The 22,120-nt window shown below is 65.4% G+C and carries 21 protein-coding genes; all 21 read left to right on the top strand.

The window, feature by feature from the left end; genetic code table 11:
• Positions 1–20 precede the first annotated feature (20 nt).
• The 21 genes from L8V00_RS02675 to L8V00_RS02575 all read left to right on the top strand — a co-directional run bounded on the left by L8V00_RS02675 (position 21) and on the right by L8V00_RS02575 (position 22,119).
• Positions 21–905: a shikimate dehydrogenase gene (locus L8V00_RS02675; protein WP_269944151.1), complete on the top strand. Its 885-nt coding sequence runs from the start codon at positions 21–23 to the stop codon at positions 903–905.
• 101 nt (positions 906–1,006) lie between these two features.
• Positions 1,007–1,462, top strand: coding sequence for a prepilin peptidase (locus tag L8V00_RS02670; protein WP_049049940.1), 456 nt, complete (start codon positions 1,007–1,009; stop codon positions 1,460–1,462).
• Positions 1,463–1,516: 54 nt separating this feature from the next.
• Positions 1,517–2,776 (top strand): chorismate synthase, encoded by a 1,260-nt coding sequence (gene aroC, locus L8V00_RS02665; protein ID WP_269944150.1) that lies wholly within the window; start codon positions 1,517–1,519, stop codon positions 2,774–2,776.
• Positions 2,773–3,330 (top strand): shikimate kinase, encoded by a 558-nt coding sequence (locus L8V00_RS02660; protein WP_269944149.1) that lies wholly within the window; start codon positions 2,773–2,775, stop codon positions 3,328–3,330. Before aroC ends, L8V00_RS02660 begins: the two co-directional genes overlap by 4 nt.
• A 57-nt stretch (positions 3,331–3,387) precedes the next feature.
• Positions 3,388–4,494, top strand: a complete 1,107-nt coding sequence (aroB, locus tag L8V00_RS02655) for a 3-dehydroquinate synthase (protein ID WP_269944148.1) — start codon at positions 3,388–3,390, stop codon at positions 4,492–4,494.
• Between the two features lie 46 nt (positions 4,495–4,540).
• Positions 4,541–4,993 carry a type II 3-dehydroquinate dehydratase gene (gene aroQ / locus L8V00_RS02650; protein WP_070487546.1) on the top strand — a complete coding sequence of 151 codons (453 nt, stop codon included), beginning with the start codon at positions 4,541–4,543 and terminating at the stop codon, positions 4,991–4,993.
• 38 nt (positions 4,994–5,031) lie between these two features.
• Positions 5,032–6,108 (top strand): M24 family metallopeptidase, encoded by a 1,077-nt coding sequence (locus tag L8V00_RS02645; protein ID WP_269944147.1) that lies wholly within the window; start codon positions 5,032–5,034, stop codon positions 6,106–6,108.
• Positions 6,109–6,185: 77 nt separating this feature from the next.
• Positions 6,186–6,749, top strand: a complete 564-nt coding sequence (efp, locus tag L8V00_RS02640) for an elongation factor P (protein ID WP_034987927.1) — start codon at positions 6,186–6,188, stop codon at positions 6,747–6,749.
• Positions 6,750–6,770: 21 nt separating this feature from the next.
• A complete protein-coding gene (gene nusB, locus L8V00_RS02635; RefSeq protein ID WP_269944146.1) occupies positions 6,771–7,373 on the top strand; it encodes a transcription antitermination factor NusB in 603 nt (200 codons plus the stop codon).
• Positions 7,374–7,442: 69 nt separating this feature from the next.
• Positions 7,443–8,030, top strand: coding sequence for a bifunctional pyr operon transcriptional regulator/uracil phosphoribosyltransferase PyrR (gene pyrR, locus L8V00_RS02630; protein WP_035003843.1), 588 nt, complete (start codon positions 7,443–7,445; stop codon positions 8,028–8,030).
• Positions 8,031–8,033: 3 nt separating this feature from the next.
• Positions 8,034–8,969 carry an aspartate carbamoyltransferase catalytic subunit gene (locus tag L8V00_RS02625; RefSeq protein WP_011273596.1) on the top strand — a complete coding sequence of 312 codons (936 nt, stop codon included), beginning with the start codon at positions 8,034–8,036 and terminating at the stop codon, positions 8,967–8,969.
• Between the two features lie 6 nt (positions 8,970–8,975).
• On the top strand, positions 8,976–10,376 hold the full coding sequence (locus L8V00_RS02620) for a dihydroorotase (RefSeq protein WP_420840018.1): 1,401 nt from the start codon (positions 8,976–8,978) through the stop codon (positions 10,374–10,376).
• Positions 10,377–10,443: 67 nt separating this feature from the next.
• On the top strand, positions 10,444–11,580 hold the full coding sequence (gene carA / locus L8V00_RS02615; RefSeq protein ID WP_070487540.1) for a glutamine-hydrolyzing carbamoyl-phosphate synthase small subunit: 1,137 nt from the start codon (positions 10,444–10,446) through the stop codon (positions 11,578–11,580).
• 63 nt (positions 11,581–11,643) lie between these two features.
• Complete coding sequence (carB, locus tag L8V00_RS02610) at positions 11,644–15,009, top strand: carbamoyl-phosphate synthase large subunit (protein ID WP_269944145.1); 3,366 nt, start codon at positions 11,644–11,646, stop codon at positions 15,007–15,009.
• The gene (pyrF, locus tag L8V00_RS02605) at positions 15,006–15,860 is read left to right on the top strand and encodes an orotidine-5'-phosphate decarboxylase (protein ID WP_035003847.1); all 855 of its coding nucleotides are present in this window, start codon (positions 15,006–15,008) and stop codon (positions 15,858–15,860) included. The genes carB and pyrF overlap by 4 nt, the downstream gene beginning before the upstream one ends.
• 291 nt (positions 15,861–16,151) lie before the next feature.
• Complete coding sequence (mihF, locus tag L8V00_RS02600; protein ID WP_005294871.1) at positions 16,152–16,472, top strand: integration host factor, actinobacterial type; 321 nt, start codon at positions 16,152–16,154, stop codon at positions 16,470–16,472.
• A 2-nt stretch (positions 16,473–16,474) separates the two neighbouring features.
• The gene (gene gmk / locus L8V00_RS02595) at positions 16,475–17,041 is read left to right on the top strand and encodes a guanylate kinase (protein ID WP_070487536.1); all 567 of its coding nucleotides are present in this window, start codon (positions 16,475–16,477) and stop codon (positions 17,039–17,041) included.
• 114 nt (positions 17,042–17,155) lie between these two features.
• Positions 17,156–17,437 carry a DNA-directed RNA polymerase subunit omega gene (rpoZ, locus tag L8V00_RS02590; RefSeq protein WP_034988049.1) on the top strand — a complete coding sequence of 94 codons (282 nt, stop codon included), beginning with the start codon at positions 17,156–17,158 and terminating at the stop codon, positions 17,435–17,437.
• A gap of 20 nt (positions 17,438–17,457) precedes the next feature.
• On the top strand, positions 17,458–18,714 hold the full coding sequence (coaBC, locus tag L8V00_RS02585) for a bifunctional phosphopantothenoylcysteine decarboxylase/phosphopantothenate--cysteine ligase CoaBC (protein WP_070487534.1): 1,257 nt from the start codon (positions 17,458–17,460) through the stop codon (positions 18,712–18,714).
• Between the two features lie 93 nt (positions 18,715–18,807).
• Positions 18,808–20,043 (top strand): methionine adenosyltransferase, encoded by a 1,236-nt coding sequence (gene metK, locus L8V00_RS02580; RefSeq protein ID WP_269944144.1) that lies wholly within the window; start codon positions 18,808–18,810, stop codon positions 20,041–20,043.
• 12 nt (positions 20,044–20,055) lie between these two features.
• Positions 20,056–22,119: a primosomal protein N' gene (locus L8V00_RS02575; RefSeq protein ID WP_049049952.1), complete on the top strand. Its 2,064-nt coding sequence runs from the start codon at positions 20,056–20,058 to the stop codon at positions 22,117–22,119.
• The last annotated feature ends 1 nt before the right edge of the window (position 22,120 follow it).

Here is a 22,120-nt window from a genome sequence, read left to right as displayed (position 1 = left end):
AGAGCAAAGGGTGAATTAGTATGTCCGCCGCAGGCCACGTGCTGTCGGTAGATGAGTTCCTGGAAACGCCCGGCATGCGCTGCGCGGTGCTGGGCAGCCCGATCGAACACTCGCTGTCCCCGCAACTGCACAACGCCGGATACGGCGCGCTGGGGCTGAAGATGGATTACTACCGCGTGGAGGCGGGGGAAGCGCGCGACATTCGCCGTCTGTTGAGCGAGTCCGGCGATCAGGTCCGCGGCTTCTCCGTGACGATGCCCGGCAAGCAGGCGGCCTTGGAGTTGGCGGATTTGGCGACGAACCGAGCCCAGGAGATCGGCTCCGCCAACACGTTGGTGCCGCAGGGCGATGGCCAATGGCTGGCCGACAATACCGACGTGGACGGCGTGACCCGCTGCCTGGAGCACCTCTACGGCGGAGACACTTCCGCTCTGCAGGACGGTAAAGCGGTGATCGTCGGCAACGGAGGCACTGCCCGCCCGGCCGTTGCAGCACTGGCGGCCGCCGGGGTCACCGAGGTGACGGTGCTGGCTCGCTCCGAACGCGCCCTGAACCTGCAGGCCGTGGTGGAAACCCTGGGCATGGATTTTTCTTGGTCCCGCTTCGAGGAGGCCGACATCGCTGGGATCTGTGCCGATGCCGCCGCCGTGATTTCCACGATCCCAGCCCACGCCGCCGAGGTTTTGGCCGAGGGGCTGTGCGCCGCCGCGGGCATCGTGGACGTGATTTACGACCCTTATCCCACGCCGTTGCTTTCTGCGGCTCAGGCGAAGTCGATCCCGCACGCCGACGGTCTGCGCATGTTGGCGGGCCAGGCCGAGGAACAGTTCCGCCTGTTCACGGGCCATCCTGCCCCGGAAGGACTCATGCTAGATACCGTGCTGCGAGCCAAGGGGCAAGCCTAGTTTCTCGCCCCTGTGGATAACTTTCCGCTCTCCACAGGCCGGACTTTCTCGAAGCCGCGCGCACGGGGGCCTGTCCGCGCGCCTGGTTAACCTTCTGAAGCGTGAATGCAACCTCGCTTCTTTCCTGGTGGCCGCTGCTGCCTTTCCTGCCGTGGGCTATCGCCCTTTTTCTTATTGACGCCCGCACCTCCCGCCTGCCGAACTATTTGACTCTTCCCGCCATACCCGCTGCCGGGCTCGTGCCCTTAGCCATACCGGGCGCAAACCACTGGGCTCTACTCGGCGGGGTGGCCTGGTGGGCGGTGGCCTTCGGGCTTCCGCTGCTGCACCCTCGGCTGATGGCGGGTGGCGGGGATGCAAAGCTCGCGCTTACGACGGGAACACTGGCCGCTATTGTGGCTCCGTTGGGCGCCGTGGCCGCGCTGGGATTGAGCGGTGTGATGCACTGCTTCCTTCGCGGAGGGCAAAGAGCAGGCCGCGATAGGGCCAGCCCCCACGGCCCGGCGATGTTGGTGGCGACGGGGGCGGTGGTGGTGGCGTCATTAATCTTCCGTTAATAATCCGGGACGTCATTGAAGCTAAGGCTGCATATGGCCTGTATCATGCTCTTTATGCTTCGTTGGACTACTGCAGGTGAATCGCACGGCCAGGCCCTCATTTCGATGATCGAGAACCTCCCGGCCGGTTTGTCGGTAACTCGGGAAGACGTTTCTTATCAGCTGGCTCGCCGCCGTCTGGGCTACGGCCGCGGAGCTCGCATGAAGTTCGAAGCCGACGAAGTGACCTTCGTCGGCGGCGTGCGCCACGGCAAGACCCTCGGCAGCCCGGTGGCCGTGATGATCGGCAACACCGAGTGGCCGAAGTGGACCACGATCATGTCCGCCGACCCGATCGACGAGTCGGATCCGGAGGTTGCCAAGGAGATGGCCAGCGGTCGCGGTGCGAAGCTGACCCGCCCGCGACCGGGCCACGCCGATTTCTCTGGCATGGTGAAGTACGACCACGAGGAGGCTCGCCCCATTCTGGAGCGCTCCTCCGCCCGCGAGACCGCCGCCCGCGTGGCCGCTGGAACTTTTGCCCGCGCGCTGCTGCGCGAGGTGCTGGGCGTGGAGGTCCTCTCGCACGTCATCAGCATCGGCCGCTCGGAGCCCTATGAGGGGCCGAGCCCGGCATTCTCCGACCTGGAGGGCATCGACGCCTCGCCGGTGCGCGCCTTCGATTCCGCAGCGGAAGAGTCCATGATCGACGAGATCAAAGCCGCCAAGAAGTCCGGCGATACCCTCGGCGGCATCGTCGAGGTCGTTGTTAAGGGCCTGCCGATCGGCCTGGGCTCCCACGTCTCCGGTGACGAGCGACTGGATGCCCAGCTGGCTGCCGCCCTCATGGGCATTCAGGCGATCAAGGGTGTGGAGATCGGCGATGGCTTCGAGGAGGCCCGCCGCCGTGGCTCGGAGGCGCACGACGAGATGGAGGCGGCTGCAGGCGGTGGCGTACACCGCCTGAGCAACCGTGCCGGTGGCCTGGAAGGCGGCATGACCAACGGCGAGGAGTTGCGCGTCCGCGCCGCCATGAAGCCGATCAGCACAGTCCCGCGCGCGCTGAAGACAGTGGATATGGCCACTGGCGAGGCCGCTACGGGCATCCACCAGCGCTCCGACGTGTGCGCCGTGCCGGCTGCCGGTGTGGTGGCCGAGACCATGGTCGCCCTGGTGCTGGCCCGCGCCGTGCTGAAGAAGTTCGGCGGAGACTCCGTAGAGGAGACTAAGCGCAACGTGCAGTCCTACCTGGAGTACGTAGATACCCGCCTCGACTGGTCCGCTGCGGCCAGCGACGTGGCCGACGGGGAAGTGGCGGACGGAGAAATCCGATGAGCCCCCGCGCAGTGCTGGTGGGGCTGCCGGGCTCCGGCAAGACAACCATCGGTAAGCGCCTGGCCAACGCCCTAAACCTGCAGCTCGTGGACACCGACCACATGCTCGAGGAGAAGCTCGGCAAGACCTGTAACCAGATCATGGGCGAGCTCGGGGAGCCGGGTTTCCGCGAGCAAGAGGCCATCGTGGTGGCTGAAGCCCTGCAGACCGACGGAATCGTCTCTCTCGGAGGCGGGGCAGTGGTCACCGAAAGCACCCGGGAACTGCTCGCCGACCAGACGGTGGTCTACCTCAACGTCTCCATCGACGAGGGCGTGCGGCGCACGTCCGGCTCTAACACCCGCCCGCTGCTGAACGTCGCCGACCCGCGGAGCAAGTACGCACAGCTCTTTGCGCAGCGCTCTGCGTACTACGAGGAAGTCTCCAACTTCATGGTGCGCTGCGACGGCAAGGAGCCGCGCCGCGTGGTCACCGACATCCTGATGTTCATCGAAGAGGTGCGCCTGGAGCGCCTCAACGACCGCGATGCTTCCCACCCAACCCGGACCCTTTAGTCCGGGTCCAATATTCCGGCCCCGTAATCAGAACTCACATAAGGATCCTCTCCAACCATGACCAACGCACAGTCCGCAGGCTTTCAGCAGCAGCGCATCAAGGTGGCCTCCCAGTCGCCCTACGAGGTGGTCATCGACCGCGGCATCGACTTCGCCACCGAGGAGATCCTAAAGGCCGCGGGGACCACCGCCAACTACCTGATCATTCACCAGCCCGCGCTCACAGACCGCGCCACCGAGCTGTCCAAGCGACTGACCGCAGCTGGATTCGCCGCGCACACCCACCAGATCGAGGACGCCGAGTCGGCGAAGACGGCCCAGTCCGCCGCCGAGTGCTGGGATGTTTGCGCGCAAGTTGGCCTGACCCGCGCCGATACCATCATCGGCCTGGGCGGCGGCGCCGCCACGGACCTGGCCGGCTTCATCGCCGCCACTTGGATGCGCGGAATCAAGGTCGTGCACTATCCCACCACCTTGCTAGCCATGGTGGATGCCGCCGTCGGTGGCAAGACCGGAATCAACACTCCCGCAGGCAAGAACCTGGTGGGCGCTTTCCACGAGCCCAGCGCGGTCATCGTTGACCTGGAGGTTCTGGAGACCCTGCCGGAGGCCGAGATGGTTGCCGGCTCGGCAGAGATCGTCAAGGCCGGCTTTATTGCGGACACGGGAATCCTGGACATCTACGAGGCCGACCCGCAGGCCGCACTGGATCCGCACGGCAGCCTGCCGGAGCTGATCGCCCGAGCCATCCAGGTGAAGGCCGACGTGGTGGCGGTGGATCTGAAGGAATCCAGCCTGCGCGAGATTCTCAACTACGGCCACACCTACGGCCACGCGGTCGAGCACCACGAGGACTACCGCTGGCGCCACGGCCAGGCGGTTGCCGTGGGCATGATCTTCGAGGCGGAGCTGGCCAAGGCGGCTGGGTTGCTGAGCGAGGCAGACGTTCGGCGTCACCGCGACATCCTAAACTCGGTAGGCTTGGCGACCAGCTATGACGGCGCCGAGCTCGACGAGCTGCTGGCGGCGATGGGGCGCGACAAGAAGAACAAGGGCGGCAAGATTCGCTTCGTGGTGCTCGAGCAGATCGGCAAGCCCACCCGCCTGGAAGGCCCCAGCGAGGAGCTGCTGCGCGCGGCCTACGCCGCTAGCGTGGAAGCATAAAAGGGCCGACAGCCAACTACAGACAACCAACTAGGAGGATCCAGCGATGAATGCAGCACAGCCGCAGGCGCCGAAGGTGTGCGTGATCAACGGCCCGAACCTCAACCGCCTGGGCAAGCGCCAGCCGGAGGTCTACGGCACCACCACGCTGGCCGACGTAGAGGATCTGCTGGCCCGCGAGGCGGCCTCCCTGGGCATCGAGGTCGACTTCTTCCAGTCCAACCACGAGGGCGAGCTGTTGGATCGCGTGCACCGCGCTGCCGACGAGGGCGCCGCGGTAATCATCAACCCCGGCGGCTTTACCCACACATCCGTCGCGCTGCGCGACGCGCTGGCGGAGATCGCCGACGGCGCGGGCTTCGTGGAGGTGCACATCTCGAACGTGCACGCGCGCGAGGAGTTCCGCCACCACAGCTACCTAAGCCCCCTGGCCAGCGGAGTAATCGCCGGCCTGGGCATCTACGGATACGTCGCCGCCCTGCGGTTCTTCGCACAGTAGTCACCGTTAGTTACTGTTGAAGGGAAGTTGGAGAGTTCATGTCTGAAAAATTTTTTGACGCCTACCGCACCCGCCGCAACAAGGCCACCGCAAAGATCCAGGATTCCGAGCACGCAGCCTTGCTGATCAGCGACTTGAAGAATGTCCGCTACCTGACCGGCTTTTCTGGATCGAACGCACTACTGGTGATCCGCGAGGACGGCCAGCACCTGCTGCTGACGGACGGGCGCTACGATACGCAGATCCGCGTCGAGACCGGCGAGCCGGACGATGTGACCATCGAAATCGGCGGCAAGCTGTTTGACCGCGCGGCCGAGTTTGCGGGGAAGGGCTTCGCCGTAGAACCCAGCCTGGGCTACGGCCAGGCCCGGGCGTTGGGGAACCCGCCGGTGCTTTCCTCGGTGGTGGAGGATCTGCGCCTGGTCAAGGACGAGCTGGAGGTCGAGGCTTTGGCCGCCGCCGGTGAGCTGGCCGATAGCGTGTGGCGCTCGTTCATTGAGGACGATGGAATCCGCGAGGGCATCACGGAGATCCAGGCGGCGGCCGAGTTGGAGTTTCAGCTGCGCACCGCCGGCGCCGACGGGCTGAGCTTCGACACGATCCTGGCCAGTGGCTTGAACGCCACCAAGCCGCACGCGGGAGTCTCCCGCGACAGAATCGTTCCCGGCCTGGTCACCGTGGACTTCGGCGTGTACCTGGACGGGTACGCCTCCGACCAGACCCGCACGGTCTGCGTGGGCGAGCCCGACGAGCTGTCCCGCGAACTCTACGACGTGGTCTACCGCGCCCAGAAGGCCGGTGAGGCGATCCTGGCCCCGGGTGTGGCGCTGCGTAACGTGGACGCAGCCTGCCGCGACGTCATTACTGAGGCCGGCTATGGGGACTTCTTCGTGCACTCCACGGGACACGGCGTGGGGCTTGATGTGCATGAGGCCCCGCGGGCAGCGGCGGGCGTCAATCCCGAAGAAGAGCTAGTAGAAGGCATGACGGTAACGGTCGAGCCGGGCATCTACATCCCCGGCAAGACGGGCCTGCGCATCGAGAACACGTACGTCATCACCAACGACGGGGCGCGTAGCTTCAACGCCTCGCCGACGGAACTCATCGTCGTTTAGGTTTGGCCGGCTGCTAGACTGTAGCAGCCAAAAAATTTTTAATACTCGCAATCGCAATCTCAATAAGGAGACCATTCGTGGCAACCACCGCTGACTTCAAGAACGGCCTTGTACTCAAGGTTGATGGCAAGCTGCAGCAGATCGTCGAATTCCAGCACGTCAAGCCGGGCAAGGGCCCCGCTTTCGTGCGCACGAAGCTCAAGGATGTCGTCTCCGGAAAGACCATCGACAAGACCTGGAACGCAGGCGTGAAGGTAGAGACCGCTACCGTTGACCGCCGCGACATGACCTACCTGTACAACGACGGCACCAGCTTCGTCCTGATGGACGAGAAGACCTACGACCAGATCGAGCTGGCTCCGCACCTGATGGGCGAAGGCGCGAAGTTCCTGCTGGAGAACACCAGCGTCCAGGTTTCCTTCCACGAGGGCGAGCCGCTGTTCGCTGAGCTGCCGGTATCCGTGGAGCTGAAGATCGAGCACACCGACCCGGGCCTGCAGGGCGACCGCTCCACCGGCGGCTCCAAGCCCGCCACCCTGGAGACCGGCGCCGAGATTCAGGTGCCGCTGTTCCTCGAGACCGGCAACGTCGTTAAGGTGGACACCCGCACCGGCGAGTACCTGTCCCGCGTAAACAACTAGGTCAGCGACTGTTTTTCACCCATGACTGAGGAACACACAGCTGGAAGCAACTCAGCTAACGCAGCAAAGGCGGCTAAAGCGGCTTCCTTCAAGCGCCACGGCTCGCGCTACAAGGCCCGCCGTCGCGCCGTAGACATCCTGTTCGAGGCCGAGTTCCGCGACATCGACCCGGTGGAGATCGTCGAGGAGCGCATCTCGCTGGCCAAGGATTCCGCGAACCAGGTCAAGCCCGTGCCGGAGTACACCCAGCAGATCGTGCCCGGCGTGGCGACGAACCTGGACGCACTCGACGAGGCCATTGCGCTGCACCTGTCCAGCGATTGGCGGCTGGATCGCCTTCCCGCCGTCGACCGCGCGGTGCTGCGGGTGGCGGCGTGGGAGCTGAAGTTCAACGACGACGTGCCGCCGCAGGTTGCCGTGGTTGAGGGAGTGGAGCTGGCCAGCGAGTACTCCCACGACAAGGCGCCCAGCTACATCCACGCGGTGCTGGACGGCATCAATAAGGAACTGCAACTGCAGGCGGACATGAAGATCGCCGACGCGGCCGCCGCTCAGAGGGCCGAGCAGTCCGACGAGTTGGACGGACTGCTCGACGGGGTCGTCAAAGAATCCGGCGAAGCGTGATAGACTTCTAGTCGTCAAAAGTAGACATCCTTTAACGGACCGCACAGAGAGGCGGGAAAGGAGGTCACGATGAACTCGACGGCTGGGGAAGCTGGCGTCACCTTACTCGACGCGGATCAAGTTTCCCGTACTGTCGCGCGCATCGCGCACCAGATTATTGAAAAGACGGCGCTGGATGGGGAAGACTCCCGGCGCGTAGTTCTACTCGGCATTCCATCGGGGGGAGTGCCGCTTGCGGCCCGCCTGGCCGAGAAGATTCAGCACTTCACGGGGGTAGAGGCGTTCCAGGGTTCCCTGGACATCACCCTGTACCGCGACGACCTGCGCAACACCACCCACCGCGCGCTGAAACCCACCAAGGTTCCCGCGGAGGGGATTGATGACGCCATCGTCGTCCTGGTCGACGACGTCCTCTACAGTGGCCGTTCCATCCGTGCGGCACTCGATGCACTCACGGACATCGGCCGGCCGTATGCCGTGCAGGTGGCGGTGCTGATCGATCGCGGTCACCGCAAGCTGCCGATCCGCGCGGACTACGTGGGCAAGAACATTCCGACTGCCGCCGACGAGGACGTGACGGTGAACCTCGCGGAGCTGGACGGGGTAGACAACGTGGTTCTGACCCGCAGGCCAGGCACTGGGGAAGGGAGCAACTAAGCCATGAAGCACCTGATTAGCATTGCCGATCTGAACAAGTCCGAGATCTTAGGCCTGATGGACGAGGCCGACCGCTTCGCCGAGGCCCTCGAAGGCCGCGAGATGAAGAAGCTGCCCACGCTGCGCGGCCGCACAATCTTCACCCTGTTCTACGAGAACTCCACTCGTACGCGCTCTTCCTTCGAGACCGCGGGCAAGTGGATGAGCGCGGACGTCATCAACATATCCGCCTCCAGCTCGTCGGTGAAGAAGGGCGAGTCACTGCGCGATACAGCGCTGACCCTGAAGGCCGTGGGCGCCGACGCGATCATCATGCGCCACCCGTCCTCCGGCGCGGCTCGCCAGGTAGCCGGTTGGCTGGACGATACGGCCATCATCAACGCAGGTGACGGTTCCAACCAGCACCCCACCCAGGCTCTTTTGGACGCCACCACGATGCGCAACCGCATCGGGGAGATTAGCGGCAAAAAGGTAGTGATCGTCGGGGATATCCTGCACTCCCGCGTGGCCCGCTCGAATGCGCAGCTGCTCACGACCCTCGGAGCGGAGGTGGTGTTCGTGGCACCCCCGACGCTGGTGCCGCTGGGTATTGAGCACTGGGGTGCGGAACCGGACAGCGTGCGCGTGAGCTACGACTTCGACAGCGAGATCGCCGATGCAGACGTGGTGATGATGCTGCGTGTGCAGGCCGAGCGCATGCACGGCGGCTTCTTCCCCTCGCACCGCGAGTACGCCACCCGCTACGGCCTTTCCCAGGCACGCGCGGAGCGTATGAAGGAAGGCGCGATCATCATGCACCCGGGCCCGATGTTGCGCGGCATGGAGATCAACTACGACGTTGCGGACGCCCCGCAGACCGTGGTGTTGAACCAGGTAACCGCGGGCGTGCACGTGCGCATGGCGGTGCTGTTCACCCTGCTGGTTGGGGAAGAGGGCTAGGCGCACATGGCACAGACGGATAAGAATACTTTCGATAAAGGAGCTTTGACGATGACCTCCGAGTACCCGGCCACCGGCGAGCTGGCGGGCCACCCCACCGGCGCCGAGAACGCAGTGCTGCTGCGTGGCGTTTTGCTCTACGGCGAGGGGGAGAAGCAGGACGTGCTGATCCAGGACGGCGTGATCGCCGAGATCGGCGCTGACCTGGCCGACTCGGCTCCACAGGGCGCGGAGGTGCTGGACCTGGACGGCCAGGTGCTGCTGCCTGGCCTGGTGGACATGCACGTTCACCTGCGCGAGCCGGGCCGCGAGGATACCGAGACCATTGCCACCGGCTCCGCGGCCGCCGCCCAGGGCGGCTTCACGGCTGTGTTCACCATGGCGAACACGGCACCGGTCACCGACAACCCCGCCATCGCGGAGATGGTGTGGTTCAAGGGCCAGAACACGAACCTGTGCGATGTGCACCCGGTCGGCTCGATCTCCAAGGGGCTGGAGGGCAAGGAGCTCACGGAATTCGGCATGATGGCCGATTCCGATGCGAAGGTGCGCATGTTCTCCGACGATGGCAAGTGCGTCGACGACCCCCGCCTTATGCGCCGCGCCATCGAATACTCCAAGGGCATGGACGTGCTGCTGGCTCAGCACTGTGAGGAGCCCCGCCTGACGGAGGGCGCCGTGGCCCACGAGGGCGAGACCGCCGCCCGCCTGGGGCTGGGTGGCTGGCCGCGCGTGGCCGAGGAATCCATCGTCGCCCGCGATGCAATCATGGCCCGCGACTACGGTGGCCGCCTGCACATTTGCCACGCCTCCACCGAGGGAACTGTGGAGCTCCTGCGCTGGGCTAAGAACCAGGACATCCCGCTCTCCGCGGAAGTCACCCCGCACCACCTGCTTCTCACCGACGCGCGGCTGGAGACCTACGACGGCGTGAACCGCGTGAACCCGCCGCTGCGCGAGCAGCGCGACGTGGAGGCCCTACGCGCCGCCCTGATCGACGGTACCGTCGACTGCGTGGCCACCGACCACGCCCCGCACGGCTCCGAGGACAAGTGCTGCGAGTTCGACCAGGCACGCCCCGGCATGCTGGGCATCGAGACCTCGCTGGCGCTGATCGCCAAGATCTTCGTCATCGACGGCGACGAGGACTGGCGCTTCGTCGCCAAGGTCATGTCCGAGCGCCCGGCGGAGATCACCAAGCTGCCCGGCCACGGACGCCCGATCGCGGTAGGGGAGCCGGCGAACCTGTGCGCGGTGGACCTGAACCAGAAGTGGACGGCGCACGGAAAGGACATGGCCTCCAAGGCCAACAACACCCCGTACGAGGGCATGGAGATGCCGGTCAAGGTGACCACCACGCTGTTGCGAGGCAAGGTGACCTGCAAGAACGGATCAGCGGTGAAGTAAGCACCCACGAGTGGGCGTCACTAAAAAGAACCAAACACAACAGCTAAGAGTTAAGGAAACAAGCACAATGAGCTACACGCCAGCAGCACTGGTTCTCGCCGACGGAAAGATCTTCCGCGGCCGCGCATTCGGCGCGACGGGCCGCACCCTGGGCGAGGCGGTGTTCACCACCGCCATGACCGGCTACCAGGAGACCATGACCGACCCCTCCTACCACCGTCAGATCGTGGTGGCGACGGCCCCGCAGATCGGCAACACGGGTTGGAACGACGAGGATTCCGAGTCTCGCGGCGACAAGATCTGGGTCGCCGGCCTGGTTATCCGAGACCTGTCCCGCTCCGTGAGCAACTGGCGCGCCGACCGCAGCCTGACCGACGAGATGGAAGCCCAGGGAATCATTGGCATCCAGAACGTCGACACCCGTGCCATCGTGCGCCACCTGCGCGACAAGGGCTCCGTCGCGGCGGGCATTTTTAGCGGTGACGCCCTCACCTCCGACGAGGATATGCTCAGCCAGGTGCAGGCCCAGCCCTCCATGGCGGGTGCGGATCTTTCCGCCGACGTCAGCACCGACGAGCTGTACGTGGTGGAGCCGGAAGGGGAGACCAAGCACACCGTCATCGCCTACGACATGGGTATTAAGACGAACACCCCGCGCGAGTTCTCCAAGCGCGGCGTGCGCAGCGTGGTCGTGCCTTCCAACACCACCTTCGAGGAGGTGCAGAAGCTGATGGCCGAGTACAACGCCACCGGCGTGTTCATCTCGAACGGCCCGGGCGACCCGGCGACGGCCGACGCGACGGTGGAGGAGCTGAGGAAGATCCTGGAGGCCAAGATTCCTTTCTTCGGCATCTGCTTCGGCAACCAGCTGCTCGGCCGTGCGCTGGGCATGGAGACCTACAAGCTGAAGTTCGGCCACCGTGGCACCAACGTGCCGGTCCTGGATCACCAGACCGGTCGGATCGACATCACCGCGCAGAACCACGGCTTCGCCCTGAAGGGCAAGGCGCTGGAGAAGTTCGACACCCCGTTCGGCGAGGCGCAGGTGACGCACACCTGCCTGAACGACGACGTGGTCGAGGGCGTGGCACTGCTGGACGGCAGCGCATTCTCCGTCCAATACCACCCGGAATCGGCAGCCGGCCCGCACGACGCAAACCCGCTGTTCGATAAGTTCTTCGCGAATCTCGAGAAGAACAGCTAACGCAACAGAGCAAAGCAACAGAGCCAAGCAAAAGCTAGTAACACCGAATTAAAGGGAAAACCAATGCCACGTCGCGAAGACATCAACCACGTACTCGTCATCGGCTCCGGCCCGATCGTCATCGGCCAGGCCTGCGAGTTCGACTACTCCGGTACTCAGGCCTGCCGAGTCCTGAAGGAAGAGGGCCTGCGCGTTACGCTGATCAACTCCAACCCGGCGACCATCATGACCGACCCGGAGTTTGCCGATAACACCTACATCGAACCGATCGCCCCGAAGTACATCGAGAAGATCTTCCAGGAGCAGCGGGCCGCCGGCCACAAGGTCGACGCGGTCCTGGCGACTCTGGGCGGCCAGACCGCACTGAACGCTGCGATCCAGTTGGACCGACTGGGCATCCTCGACAAGTACGGCGTGGAGCTGATCGGCGCGGACATCGACGCCATCGAGCGCGGTGAGGATCGCCAGAAGTTCAAGGACATCGTGGCGAAGATCGGCGGCGATTCCGCCCGCTCCCGCGTGTGCCACAACATGGACGAGGTTCACGAGACGGTCGCCGAGCTGGGCCTGCCGGTCGTCGTGCGCCCGTCGTTCACCATGGGTGGCCTGGGTTCCGGCCTGGCCTTCAACGAGAAGGACCTGGAGCGCATCGCCGGCGGTGGCCTGGCTGCCTCCCCGGAGGCCAACGTTCTGATCGAGGAGTCCATCCTCGGTTGGAAGGAGTTCGAGCTAGAGCTGATGCGCGACGGCAAGGATAACGTCGTGATCGTCTGCTCCATTGAGAACGTGGACGCGCTGGGCGTGCACACCGGCGACTCCATGACCGTCGCCCCGAGCATGACCCTGACCGACCGCGAGTACCAGGTGATGCGCGACCAGGGCATCGCCATCCTGCGCGAGGTCGGCGTGGATACCGGCGGCTGTAACATCCAGTTCGCCGTGAACCCGAAGGACGGGCGCATCATCACCATCGAGATGAACCCGCGCGTGTCCCGCTCTTCGGCCCTGGCCTCCAAGGCCACCGGCTTCCCGATTGCGAAGCTGGCCGCCAAGCTGGCCATCGGCTACACCTTGGATGAGGTCCGCAACGACATCACCGAGGTCACCCCAGCCGCCTTCGAGCCGACCCTGGACTACGTGATCGTCAAGGCCCCGCGTTTCGCCTTCGAGAAGTTCCCGGGTGCCGACGACACGCTGACCACCACCATGAAGTCCGTCGGCGAGGCCATGGCCGTCGGCCGCAACTACATCACGGGCCTGAACAAGGTCATGCGTTCCCTGGAGACCAAGCAGGCCGGATTCTGGACCGTGCCGGACGAGGAGTTCGCCGGCGAGCGCGCCACCGACAAGCAGGCCGTGCTGGAGGACCTGAAGCGCCCGACCGAGGGCCGCATGTACGACGTGGAGCTGGCCCTGCGCCTCGGCGCCACCGTCGAGGAGGTCTACGCGGCCTCCGGCATTGACCCCTGGTTCCTGCACGAGCTCGCCGGTCTGGTGGAGTTCCGCAGCCGTCTTATTGACGCCCCAGTCTTGGACGTCGACCTTCTCCGCGAGGCGAAGTACATGGGTCTGTCGGACAAGCAGATTGCAGCACTGCGCCCGGAGCTGGCGGGCGAGGACGGCGTGCGCGCCCTTCGCTGGGCCCAGGGCATCCGCCCGGTCTTCAAGACTGTGGACACCTGCGCCGCGGAGTTCGAGGCGAAGACCCCGTACCACTACAGCTCCTACGAGCTGGATCCGGCCGCCGAGTCCGAGGTTGCCCCGCAGCCGGACAAGAAGAAGGTGCTGATCCTGGGCTCCGGCCCGAACCGCATTGGCCAGGGCATCGAGTTCGACTACTCCTGCGTGCACGCCGCCCTGGAGCTGTCTCGCGTGGGCTATGAGACCGTCATGGTCAACTGCAACCCGGAGACTGTCTCCACGGACTACGACACCGCCGACCGCCTGTACTTCGAGCCGCTGACCTTCGAGGACGTCATGGAGGTCTACCACGCAGAGGCCGAATCCGGCGAGATCGCAGGCGTGATCGTGCAGCTGGGTGGCCAGACCCCGCTGGGCCTGGCGCAGCGTCTGGCGGACGCTGGCGTGCCGGTTGTTGGCACCTCCCCGGAGGCCATCAACCTGGCCGAGGATCGTGGCGAGTTCGGCAAGGTGCTGGAGCAGGCTGCCCTGCCGGCCCCGGAGTTCGGCACCGCCACTAGCGTGGAGGAGGCACACGACGTGGCCGCCCGCATCGGCTTCCCGGTGCTGGTTCGCCCGTCCTACGTGCTGGGCGGACGCGGCATGGAGATCGTCTACGACGACGAGAGCCTGTCCAACTACATCCAGCGAGCCACTGAGATCACCAACGACCACCCGGTTCTGGTGGACCGCTTCCTGGACTCCGCAATCGAGATCGACGTGGATGCACTGTGCGACGGCGAGCACGTGTACCTGGCCGGCGTGATGGAGCACATCGAGGAGGCCGGCATCCACTCCGGCGACTCCGCCTGTGCGATCCCGCCGATGACCCTGGGCGCGGAGGACATCGACAAGGTGCGCAAGGCCACCGCCAAGCTGGCTCACGGCATCGGCGTGAAGGGTCTGATGAATGTTCAGTTCGCACTGAAGGACGACATCCTCTACGTCATCGAGGCCAACCCGCGCGCCTCCCGTACCGTGCCCTTCGTCTCTAAGGCCACGGGCGTGCAGCTGTCCAAGGCCGCCGCGCGCATCATGCTGGGCACCAGCATCCCGGACCTGATCGAGGAGGGCATCCTGCCGCACGACCGCGACGGCGGCTCCCTGCCGCAGGGCCACCCGATCGCTGTGAAGGAGGCTGTTATGCCCTTCAACCGCTTCCGCAGCCCGGAGGGCCACGTGCTGGACTCCCTGCTGAGCCCGGAGATGAAGTCCACCGGTGAGGTCATGGGCCTGGACGACGACTTCGGTACCGCCTTCGCAAAGTCCCAGGAAGCCACCGGCGACCTGCCGACCGAGGGCACCGTCTTCGTCTCGGTGGCCAACCGCGACAAGCGCACGGTGCTCCTGCCAATCCAGCGCCTGTACTCGCTGGGCTTTAAGATCCTGGCCACCCAGGGCACCGCCGCCATGCTGCGCCGCAACGGCGTGGAGTGCGAGGTCGTGGCCAAGATCTCCGACGAGCGCCGCGCCGCCGCGGAGAACACCCCGCTGGTCGATGCTAACGGCGAGCCACTGCGCACCGTGGGCGACTGGATCAAGGATGGCGACGTCGACCTGATCCTGAACACGCCGGCTGGCTCCGCCGGGGCGCGTCACGATGGTTACGACATCCGCTCTGCTGCGGTGAACATGGGCGTGCCGTGCGTGACTACCGTCCAGGGAGCCGTGGCAGCCGTCCAGGGCATCGAGGCCTTGCAGGGCGCCGAGCCGACCGTGCGCGCCATTCAGGAGGTCGATCACTCGTGACCGCGAGTGCGAGTTCGGTAGGCCGCCCAACCTTCGGCGAGCGGTTCCTGGAGCGTTCCCAGGACCACGGGCAGCTCTGTGTGGGCATGGATCCGCACGTGGGCATCCTGGAGGACTGGGGCTTAAAGGCCGACGTGGCCGGACTGGAGGCCTTCAGCAAGACCTGCGTGGAGGCCTTCGCGGACGTCGCCTGTGTGGTCAAGCCCCAGGTGGCCTTCTACGAGCAGTTCGGCTCGGCCGGCTTGACCGTGCTGGAGCGATCGATCGCGGAGCTGCGGAAGGCCGGGGTGTTGGTTATTGCCGACGCCAAACGGGGCGACATTGGCTCGACCATGGCCGGGTACGCACGGGCGTGGTTGGATCCGGAATCTCCGCTGTGCAGCGACGCTGTGACCGTATCCCCGTGGTTGGGCTTCGACTCCCTGCGCCCTGTTATCGACTTGGGTGAGCAGCACGGCAGAGGTGTGATCGTCCTGGCCGCCACATCTAACCCGGAGGCGCGGGGTCTGCAACGCTCCTACTTCGACGGCACAGACACGAACTTGGCCCAGTACATTGTGGACCGCGTGGCCGCGGAAAACTCCCAGCATCCTGGGGCTGGCAACCTCGGCGTAGTAGTCGGCGCGACTCTGGCGGAGCCGCCGCGCTTGGACGAGGTGGGCGGCATGGTTCTGATGCCGGGAGTCGGCGCCCAGGGAGGCACCATGGACGATGTGCGACGTATCGCCGGGGGAGACCAGACGGCGTCACTAGTATCGCCCAACGTTTCCCGCGGCGTACTGCGCGCAGGGCCTGTGGTTGCGGATCTGCGAAACGCAGTGGCCGAGCAGGCGGCAACTCTACGGCTCTAGCAGGGGCTTTTGCTGTTCTTCATGGATTCAGGTGTTACACTGTTACTCATTGTTTGAAACCTGGTCGCGTGGCGCCACGCCTGCACATATAGGCGGTTCGGGCGAAGCGTGTACAGTAGTCGAGAACATGAATCCGAAAAATGAATCTCGGTGTGTCAGCTTGGCATTTTCCACCGAGAGGATTTAATATCCAGCGTTGCTTGGAATACCGTTTGGTCTCTACAGCATGCTGGTTACAGACCAGAAAAACTTTCCATCCTTTAAGACGAGAAAAATTTAACGGAGGCACCCGTGGCACTTCCCCAGTTGACCGATGAGCAGCGCGCAGCAGCGCTGAAGAAGGCAGCCGAGGCACGCAAGGCACGCGCAGAACTGCGCGAGAAGCTGAAGCGTGGCGGCACCGACCTGAAGCAGGTCCTGAAGGACGCCGAGACCGACGAGACCCTGGGCAAGATGAAGGTTTCCGCCCTGCTGGTTTCCCTGCCGAAGGTTGGCAAGGTGAAGGCCAAGGAGATCATGGAGCAGCTGGAGATCGCTGAGACCCGTCGCATCCGCGGCCTGGGCGACCGTCAGCGCCGCGCCCTGCTGGAGCACTTCGGTTTCGAGGAATAGTCTTGAGCCAGGACCTGAATAGCGGACGGATCGTCGTACTGGCGGGCCCTTCTGCGGTGGGTAAGTCCACCGTCGTGCGGCGCCTGCGCACAGACGTTCCGAACCTGTTTTTCAGTGTGTCCATGACCACCCGCGACCCGCGTCCCGGCGAGGTCGATGGCGAGGACTACATCTACGTCACCCGCGAACAGTTCGAACAGAACATTGCGGCAGACAAGATGCTCGAATGGGCGGAGATCCACGGAGGCCTACAGCTTTCCGGCACGCCGCGCGAACCCATCGAAAAGGCGCTGGCTGAATCCCGTCCGGTACTCGTCGAGGTAGACCTCGAGGGCGCGCGCAACGTCAAGAAGATGCTGCCCCAGGTGCAGACCGTCTTCCTGGCTCCGCCGTCGTGGGAGGTACTGGTTGACCGTCTGACCGGTCGCGGAACCGAGACGCAGGACGTCATAGAGCGCCGCCTGCAGACCGCGAAGGTCGAGATGGCCTCGCAGTCCGAGTTTGATCACGTGGTTGTGAACGACGACGTGGATCGGGCAGTGGCGGCCATCAGCGAGATCCTTCGCTAATTGGGCGCTTAGGACACGGCAGGCACAGAAGCTCCAGCGGCGCACTCTTTCAGTCCCGCGCTTTGAAGAACTAAATAAATAATCAAACAACCCACCAAAGAAAAGGTGAATACCGTGGAAAACCAGGACGTGAATGCGAACGATAGCGTGTTCGATCCTCCTGTAGGCATCACCAATCCACCGATCGACGAGCTGCTGACGAAGGTCTCCTCCAAGTACGCCTTGGTCATCTTCGCCGCTAAGCGCGCACGTCAGATCAACGACTACTTCCAGACGGTCGACGAGGGCGTCTTCGAGTTCGTCGGACCTCTGGTGACCCCGGATGTTCACGAGAAGCCGCTGTCCATCGCCCTGCGCGAGATTAACCGGGATCTGTTGGAACACACCGAGGGTTAAACCAGCTAGGCTGATTCGTTGTGAACGTTGCATCAGCTGAATTGAACACCAAGCCGCTCCGCGTCGTCATCGGCGTAGGGGGCGGCATTGCTGCGTATAAGGCCGCTCATCTGGTCCGCTACTTCACCGAGCGCGGCCACCAGGTGCGGGTGATTCCCACCCGCTCTGCGCTGAACTTCGTGGGTGCCGCCACCTTCGAGGCTCTCTCGGGCCAGCCGGTGGCCACCGATGTTTTTGACGCCGTGGACGAGGTGCAGCACGTCCGCCTGGGGCAGGAGGCCGACCTCATCGTCGTGGCCCCGGCCACTGCAGACCTGATGGCCCGGATCGCCCATGGGCGTGCCGACGATCTGCTTACAGCTAGCTGCCTGGTTGCCACGTGCCCCGTGGTGCTGGCTCCGGCGATGCACACCGAGATGTGGCTGAACCCGGCGACCGTGGACAACGTGGCCACGCTGCGCCGCCACGGCCTGACGGTGCTGGATCCCGCGCACGGGCGGCTCACGGGCAAAGATACCGGCGCCGGGCGGTTGCCGGAGCCGGAGCAGATCGGCGAGCTGGCGCTCACCGTCCTAGCAGACCGCGAGGCCTTCACCCGCGACCTGGAGGGCAAGAAGGTCGTCATCAGTGCCGGTGGTACGCACGAGCCCCTGGATCCCGTTCGCTACCTCGGCAACGCATCCTCCGGCCGCCAGGGCTACGCGCTAGCAGAGGTTGCCGCCCAGCGCGGCGCCGAGGTCACCCTTGTTGCGGGTGTGACCGAGAACCTGCCCACTCCCATCGGCGCTGAGGTAGTGCGGGTGAAGACCGCCCGCGAGATGCAGCAGGCCGTCATGGAGCACGCGCCTACCGCCGACGTCGTGGTCATGGCCGCGGCCGTTGCCGACTACCGTCCCGCAGAGGTGGCAGGCTCAAAGATGAAGAAGGGCTCGGAGGCCGACCTGTCCACCATCCAGCTGACCGAGAACCCAGACATCCTCGCGGGCGTGGTTGAGGCGCGCAGGCAGGGAGACGTGGCGTCCACAACAAAGATCGTGGGCTTCGCGGCAGAAACCGGCGACGATAACAGCACCCCGCTCGACTTCGCCCGCAAGAAGCTCGAGAAGAAGGGCTGCGACCTGCTGATGTGCAACGCAGTGGGCGACGGCAAGGTCTTCGGACAGCCGGATAGCTCGGGCTGGATCCTGCGCCCGGACGGTGAGGTCACCGAGGTGCCGCAAGGGCCCAAGACCGGGGTCGCTGCCGCTATCTGGAAGGCCGTGTGCGAGACTCTCTAGGCAGCTACGTGACAAATACAGACAGCTTAGTCTAGTATGTGTCCATCGACTTAAAAGTCTTCAGTAATTCAAACGTATAAAAGGAAAATCCACGTGTCTTTGCGCCTGTTTAGTAGCGAGTCCGTCACCGAAGGGCACCCCGACAAGATCTGCGACGCGATCTCCGACAAGATCCTCGACGCGCTGATTGCCAAGGACCCCGAGGCGCGCGTGGCCGTTGAGACCGTCGTGACCACCGGCCTGGTGCACGTCGTCGGCGAAATCCGCACCACCACCTACGTAGAGATCCCCGCGCTGGTGCGCAAGACCCTGCTGGAGATCGGCTTCAACAGCTCCGACATGGGCTTCGACGGCTCCACCTGTGGTGTTAGCGTGGCCATCGGCGAGCAGTCCCAGGAGATCGCCCAGGGTGTCGATACCGCCCTCGAGCACCGCTCGCACGACGCGGAAGGCGGCACCGAGCTGGACGAGATCGACCGCCTCGGCGCCGGCGACCAGGGCCTGATGTTCGGCTACGCCACCAACGAGACCCCGGAGTACATGCCGCTGCCGATCGCGCTGGCACACCGCCTGTCCCGCCGCCTGACGGAGGTGCGCAAGAAGGGCATCGTCCCGCACCTGCGCCCCGACGGCAAGACCCAGGTGACCTTCGCCTACGACACGGAAGGCGCCCCGGTGCGTCTGGATACCGTCGTGGTCTCCACACAGCACGACGCCGGCATCGAGCAGGAGTGGCTGCACGAGCAGATCCACACCCACGTTGTCCAGCACGTACTGGACGAGGCTGGCTTAAGCGGCAACCTGGCGGACACCGACTACACGCTGCTGGTGAACCCCTCCGGCTCCTTCGTGCTGGGCGGCCCGATGGGCGATGCCGGCCTGACCGGCCGCAAGATCATCGTCGACACCTATGGCGGTATGGCTCGCCACGGTGGCGGAGCGTTCTCCGGCAAGGACCCGAGCAAGGTGGACCGCTCCGGCGCCTACGCCATGCGCTGGGTTGCCAAGAACATCGTCGCCGCCGGCCTGGCCGACCGCGCGGAGGTGCAGGTGGCCTACGCCATCGGGCGAGCGACCCCGGTGGGCCTGTACGTGGAGACCTTCGGCACCGAGAAGGCACCGGTCGAGGCCATCCAGGATGCCGTTCGCCAGGTGTTCGACCTGCGCCCGGCCGCGATCCTGCAGGAGCTGGACCTGAAGCGCCCGATCTACGCCCAGACCAGCGCCTATGGCCACTTCGGCCGCACCGACTTGGACCTGCCGTGGGAGCGCACCGACCGCGTGGAAGCGCTACAGAAGGCCGTCGCCGCCGCCCAGCAGTCCCAGTAGGTTTAAAGCACCGTGGACCAGCCCGTCGCCCGCGTACTGCCGATGCTCGGCGTGCCACACCTCGACCGGCTTTTCGACTACGCGGTGCCCGCAGACATGGACGCGCATGCCCAGCCGGGTGTGCGCGTCCGCGTTCGTTTCTCCGGCCGGTTGGTCGATGCGTTCGTCATCGAGCGCCGCCGCCGAAGCGACCACCCCGGCGAGCTGCGCCAGCTGGAGCGCGTGATCAGCCCCATTCAGGTTCTGCCGAAGCCCCTGTGGGAGCTCGTGAACACGCTCGCCGAGCGCTACGCTGGCGTGCGTTCGGACATTCTGCGCTCCGTCGTGCCCTCCCGCCACGCCTCGGCGGAGAACGCCGGTTTGTTCGCCGACGGCGCGGCCTGGGAGGACCTCGGAGCCAAGCTGCAGTCTGTCGAGCAGGCCGCCACCGATTCCTACGCCGCCGCCGAGGAGGCTTTGGCGCCCTACACTCACGGCGCGGCGTACCTGTCCGCGCTCGTCGAGGGCAAGGCTGCGCGTGCTTGTTTATTGACGCCCCCAGGCCGCGACATCTCCACCCTCATCTCGGCCATCACCGCCGCCGTGGCCTGGAATACGCAGGGGAGCGTGCTGGTGGTGGCTCCCAACCAACGTCTGGTGGATCGACTGGTGGCGGGGTTGAAGGAGCACATGAACCCCGCACAGGTGATGGAACTGACGGCACAGGTGGGACCGAATGCGCGCTATCGCCGCTACCTTTCGGTGCTCGCGGGCCAGGCGCGCGTGGTGGTGGGCACGCGCTCTGCGGCACTGCTGCCCGTCGTCGCACCCCGCCTGATGGTGCTGGTGGGCGAGGCCGACGACAACCTGGTGGACCCGCGCGCCCCGTACATCCACGCGCGGGAGGCGCTGGCGTTGCACGCGCAGCGCACCGGAGCGGGGCTGCTGATCGTCGGGGTGCACCGCTCGGCCGAGGTGCAGCAGTGGGTGGATAGCGGGCTAGTGTATCCGCTGCTGCCCACGCGGGAGGTACTGCACGATGCCATGCCGTGGATCCGCGGCATGGGGGAGACCGACAGCGCGACAGAGCGGGAGCTCCACGCGCCCGGGGCGCGCATCCCCTCCATGGGCTTCGAGGCGCTACGCGAGTGCGTGGATAACGGCGTGCCCGCGTTGGTGCAGGTTCCGCGGCGGGGATACGCACCCGCGCTGGCGTGTGCGAAATGCCGCACGCCCGCCCGCTGCCGGCACTGCAACGGCCCTTTGGAGTTGCCCACGAGTGCTGAGGCCGCCCCGCCGCGCTGCCGCTGGTGCGGGCTGACCGCCGGGCTATTTACTTGTTCCGCCTGCGGCAACCACAGCGTACGGCTGTCCGTAATCGGCCACGACCGGACGGTGGAGGAGCTGGGGCGGGCATTCCCCGGAGTGCCGATCATCGCCAGCGGCGGCAAACACGTGGTGGATAGCGTGCGGCTGCGCAAGAGCATCGTCGTGGCCACGCCTGGGGCGGAACCCACCGTCGAGGGCGGCCTGTACGGCGCGGCGATCCTGGTGGATCCGTGGATCCTGCTGGGAAGGCAGGACCTCCGTGCCGCGGAGACTGCGCTGCGCCACTGGATGGAGGCTGCCGCCCTCGTCGCCCCACGGAGCCAGGGCGGCAAGGTGGTCTTCGCCGGGGCAGCGAACCTGCCGACGGCTCAGCAACTGATCCGCTGGGATCCCGTCGGATCTGCGCGCGCGGAGCTGGCGCACCGGGCCGAGGCCGCCTTCCCGCCTGCCTTTAGCGTGGCCGCCATCGACGGCACCACTTCTGCCATCGAAGCGCTCGAGGCGGCGTGGGAGTTACCGGAAGGTGCGGAGACCCTGGGACCAGTGGAGCTGCCTCCCGGCGTGCGCCTGCCCGCGGGCATCGATTCCCACGATCCACAGGCCAGAAAGTCCGCGCGCCGGCTGCTGGTGCGCGTGCCCGCCGAGCAGCGGATTGCGCTTGGCCAGGCCCTGCGCAGCGCCCAATCGGTGCGGACCATCCATCGGGGCTCACGGGCGGCCCAACCGGAGGCCTTGCGGGTTGTCATGGATCCCGTGCGCATCGGTTAGG

The organism is Corynebacterium evansiae (assembly GCF_027570065.1).
GTDB classification, from domain to species: Bacteria; Actinomycetota; Actinomycetes; order Mycobacteriales; family Mycobacteriaceae; genus Corynebacterium; species Corynebacterium evansiae.
Note: the sequence above shows the minus strand (reverse complement) of the source record. Positions and strands in the feature narration are given on the sequence as shown.

Coding starts and splice junctions, on each gene's coding strand:
- L8V00_RS02675 (WP_269944151.1), top strand. CDS start 21: ATGTCCGCCGCAGGCCACGTGCTGTCGGTAGATGAGTTCCTGGAAACG.
- aroC (WP_269944150.1), top strand. CDS start 1,517: ATGCTTCGTTGGACTACTGCAGGTGAATCGCACGGCCAGGCCCTCATT.
- L8V00_RS02660 (WP_269944149.1), top strand. CDS start 2,773: ATGAGCCCCCGCGCAGTGCTGGTGGGGCTGCCGGGCTCCGGCAAGACA.
- aroB (WP_269944148.1), top strand. CDS start 3,388: ATGACCAACGCACAGTCCGCAGGCTTTCAGCAGCAGCGCATCAAGGTG.
- aroQ (WP_070487546.1), top strand. CDS start 4,541: ATGAATGCAGCACAGCCGCAGGCGCCGAAGGTGTGCGTGATCAACGGC.
- L8V00_RS02645 (WP_269944147.1), top strand. CDS start 5,032: ATGTCTGAAAAATTTTTTGACGCCTACCGCACCCGCCGCAACAAGGCC.
- nusB (WP_269944146.1), top strand. CDS start 6,771: ATGACTGAGGAACACACAGCTGGAAGCAACTCAGCTAACGCAGCAAAG.
- pyrR (WP_035003843.1), top strand. CDS start 7,443: ATGAACTCGACGGCTGGGGAAGCTGGCGTCACCTTACTCGACGCGGAT.
- L8V00_RS02625 (WP_011273596.1), top strand. CDS start 8,034: ATGAAGCACCTGATTAGCATTGCCGATCTGAACAAGTCCGAGATCTTA.
- L8V00_RS02620 (WP_420840018.1), top strand. CDS start 8,976: ATGGCACAGACGGATAAGAATACTTTCGATAAAGGAGCTTTGACGATG.
- carA (WP_070487540.1), top strand. CDS start 10,444: ATGAGCTACACGCCAGCAGCACTGGTTCTCGCCGACGGAAAGATCTTC.
- carB (WP_269944145.1), top strand. CDS start 11,644: ATGCCACGTCGCGAAGACATCAACCACGTACTCGTCATCGGCTCCGGC.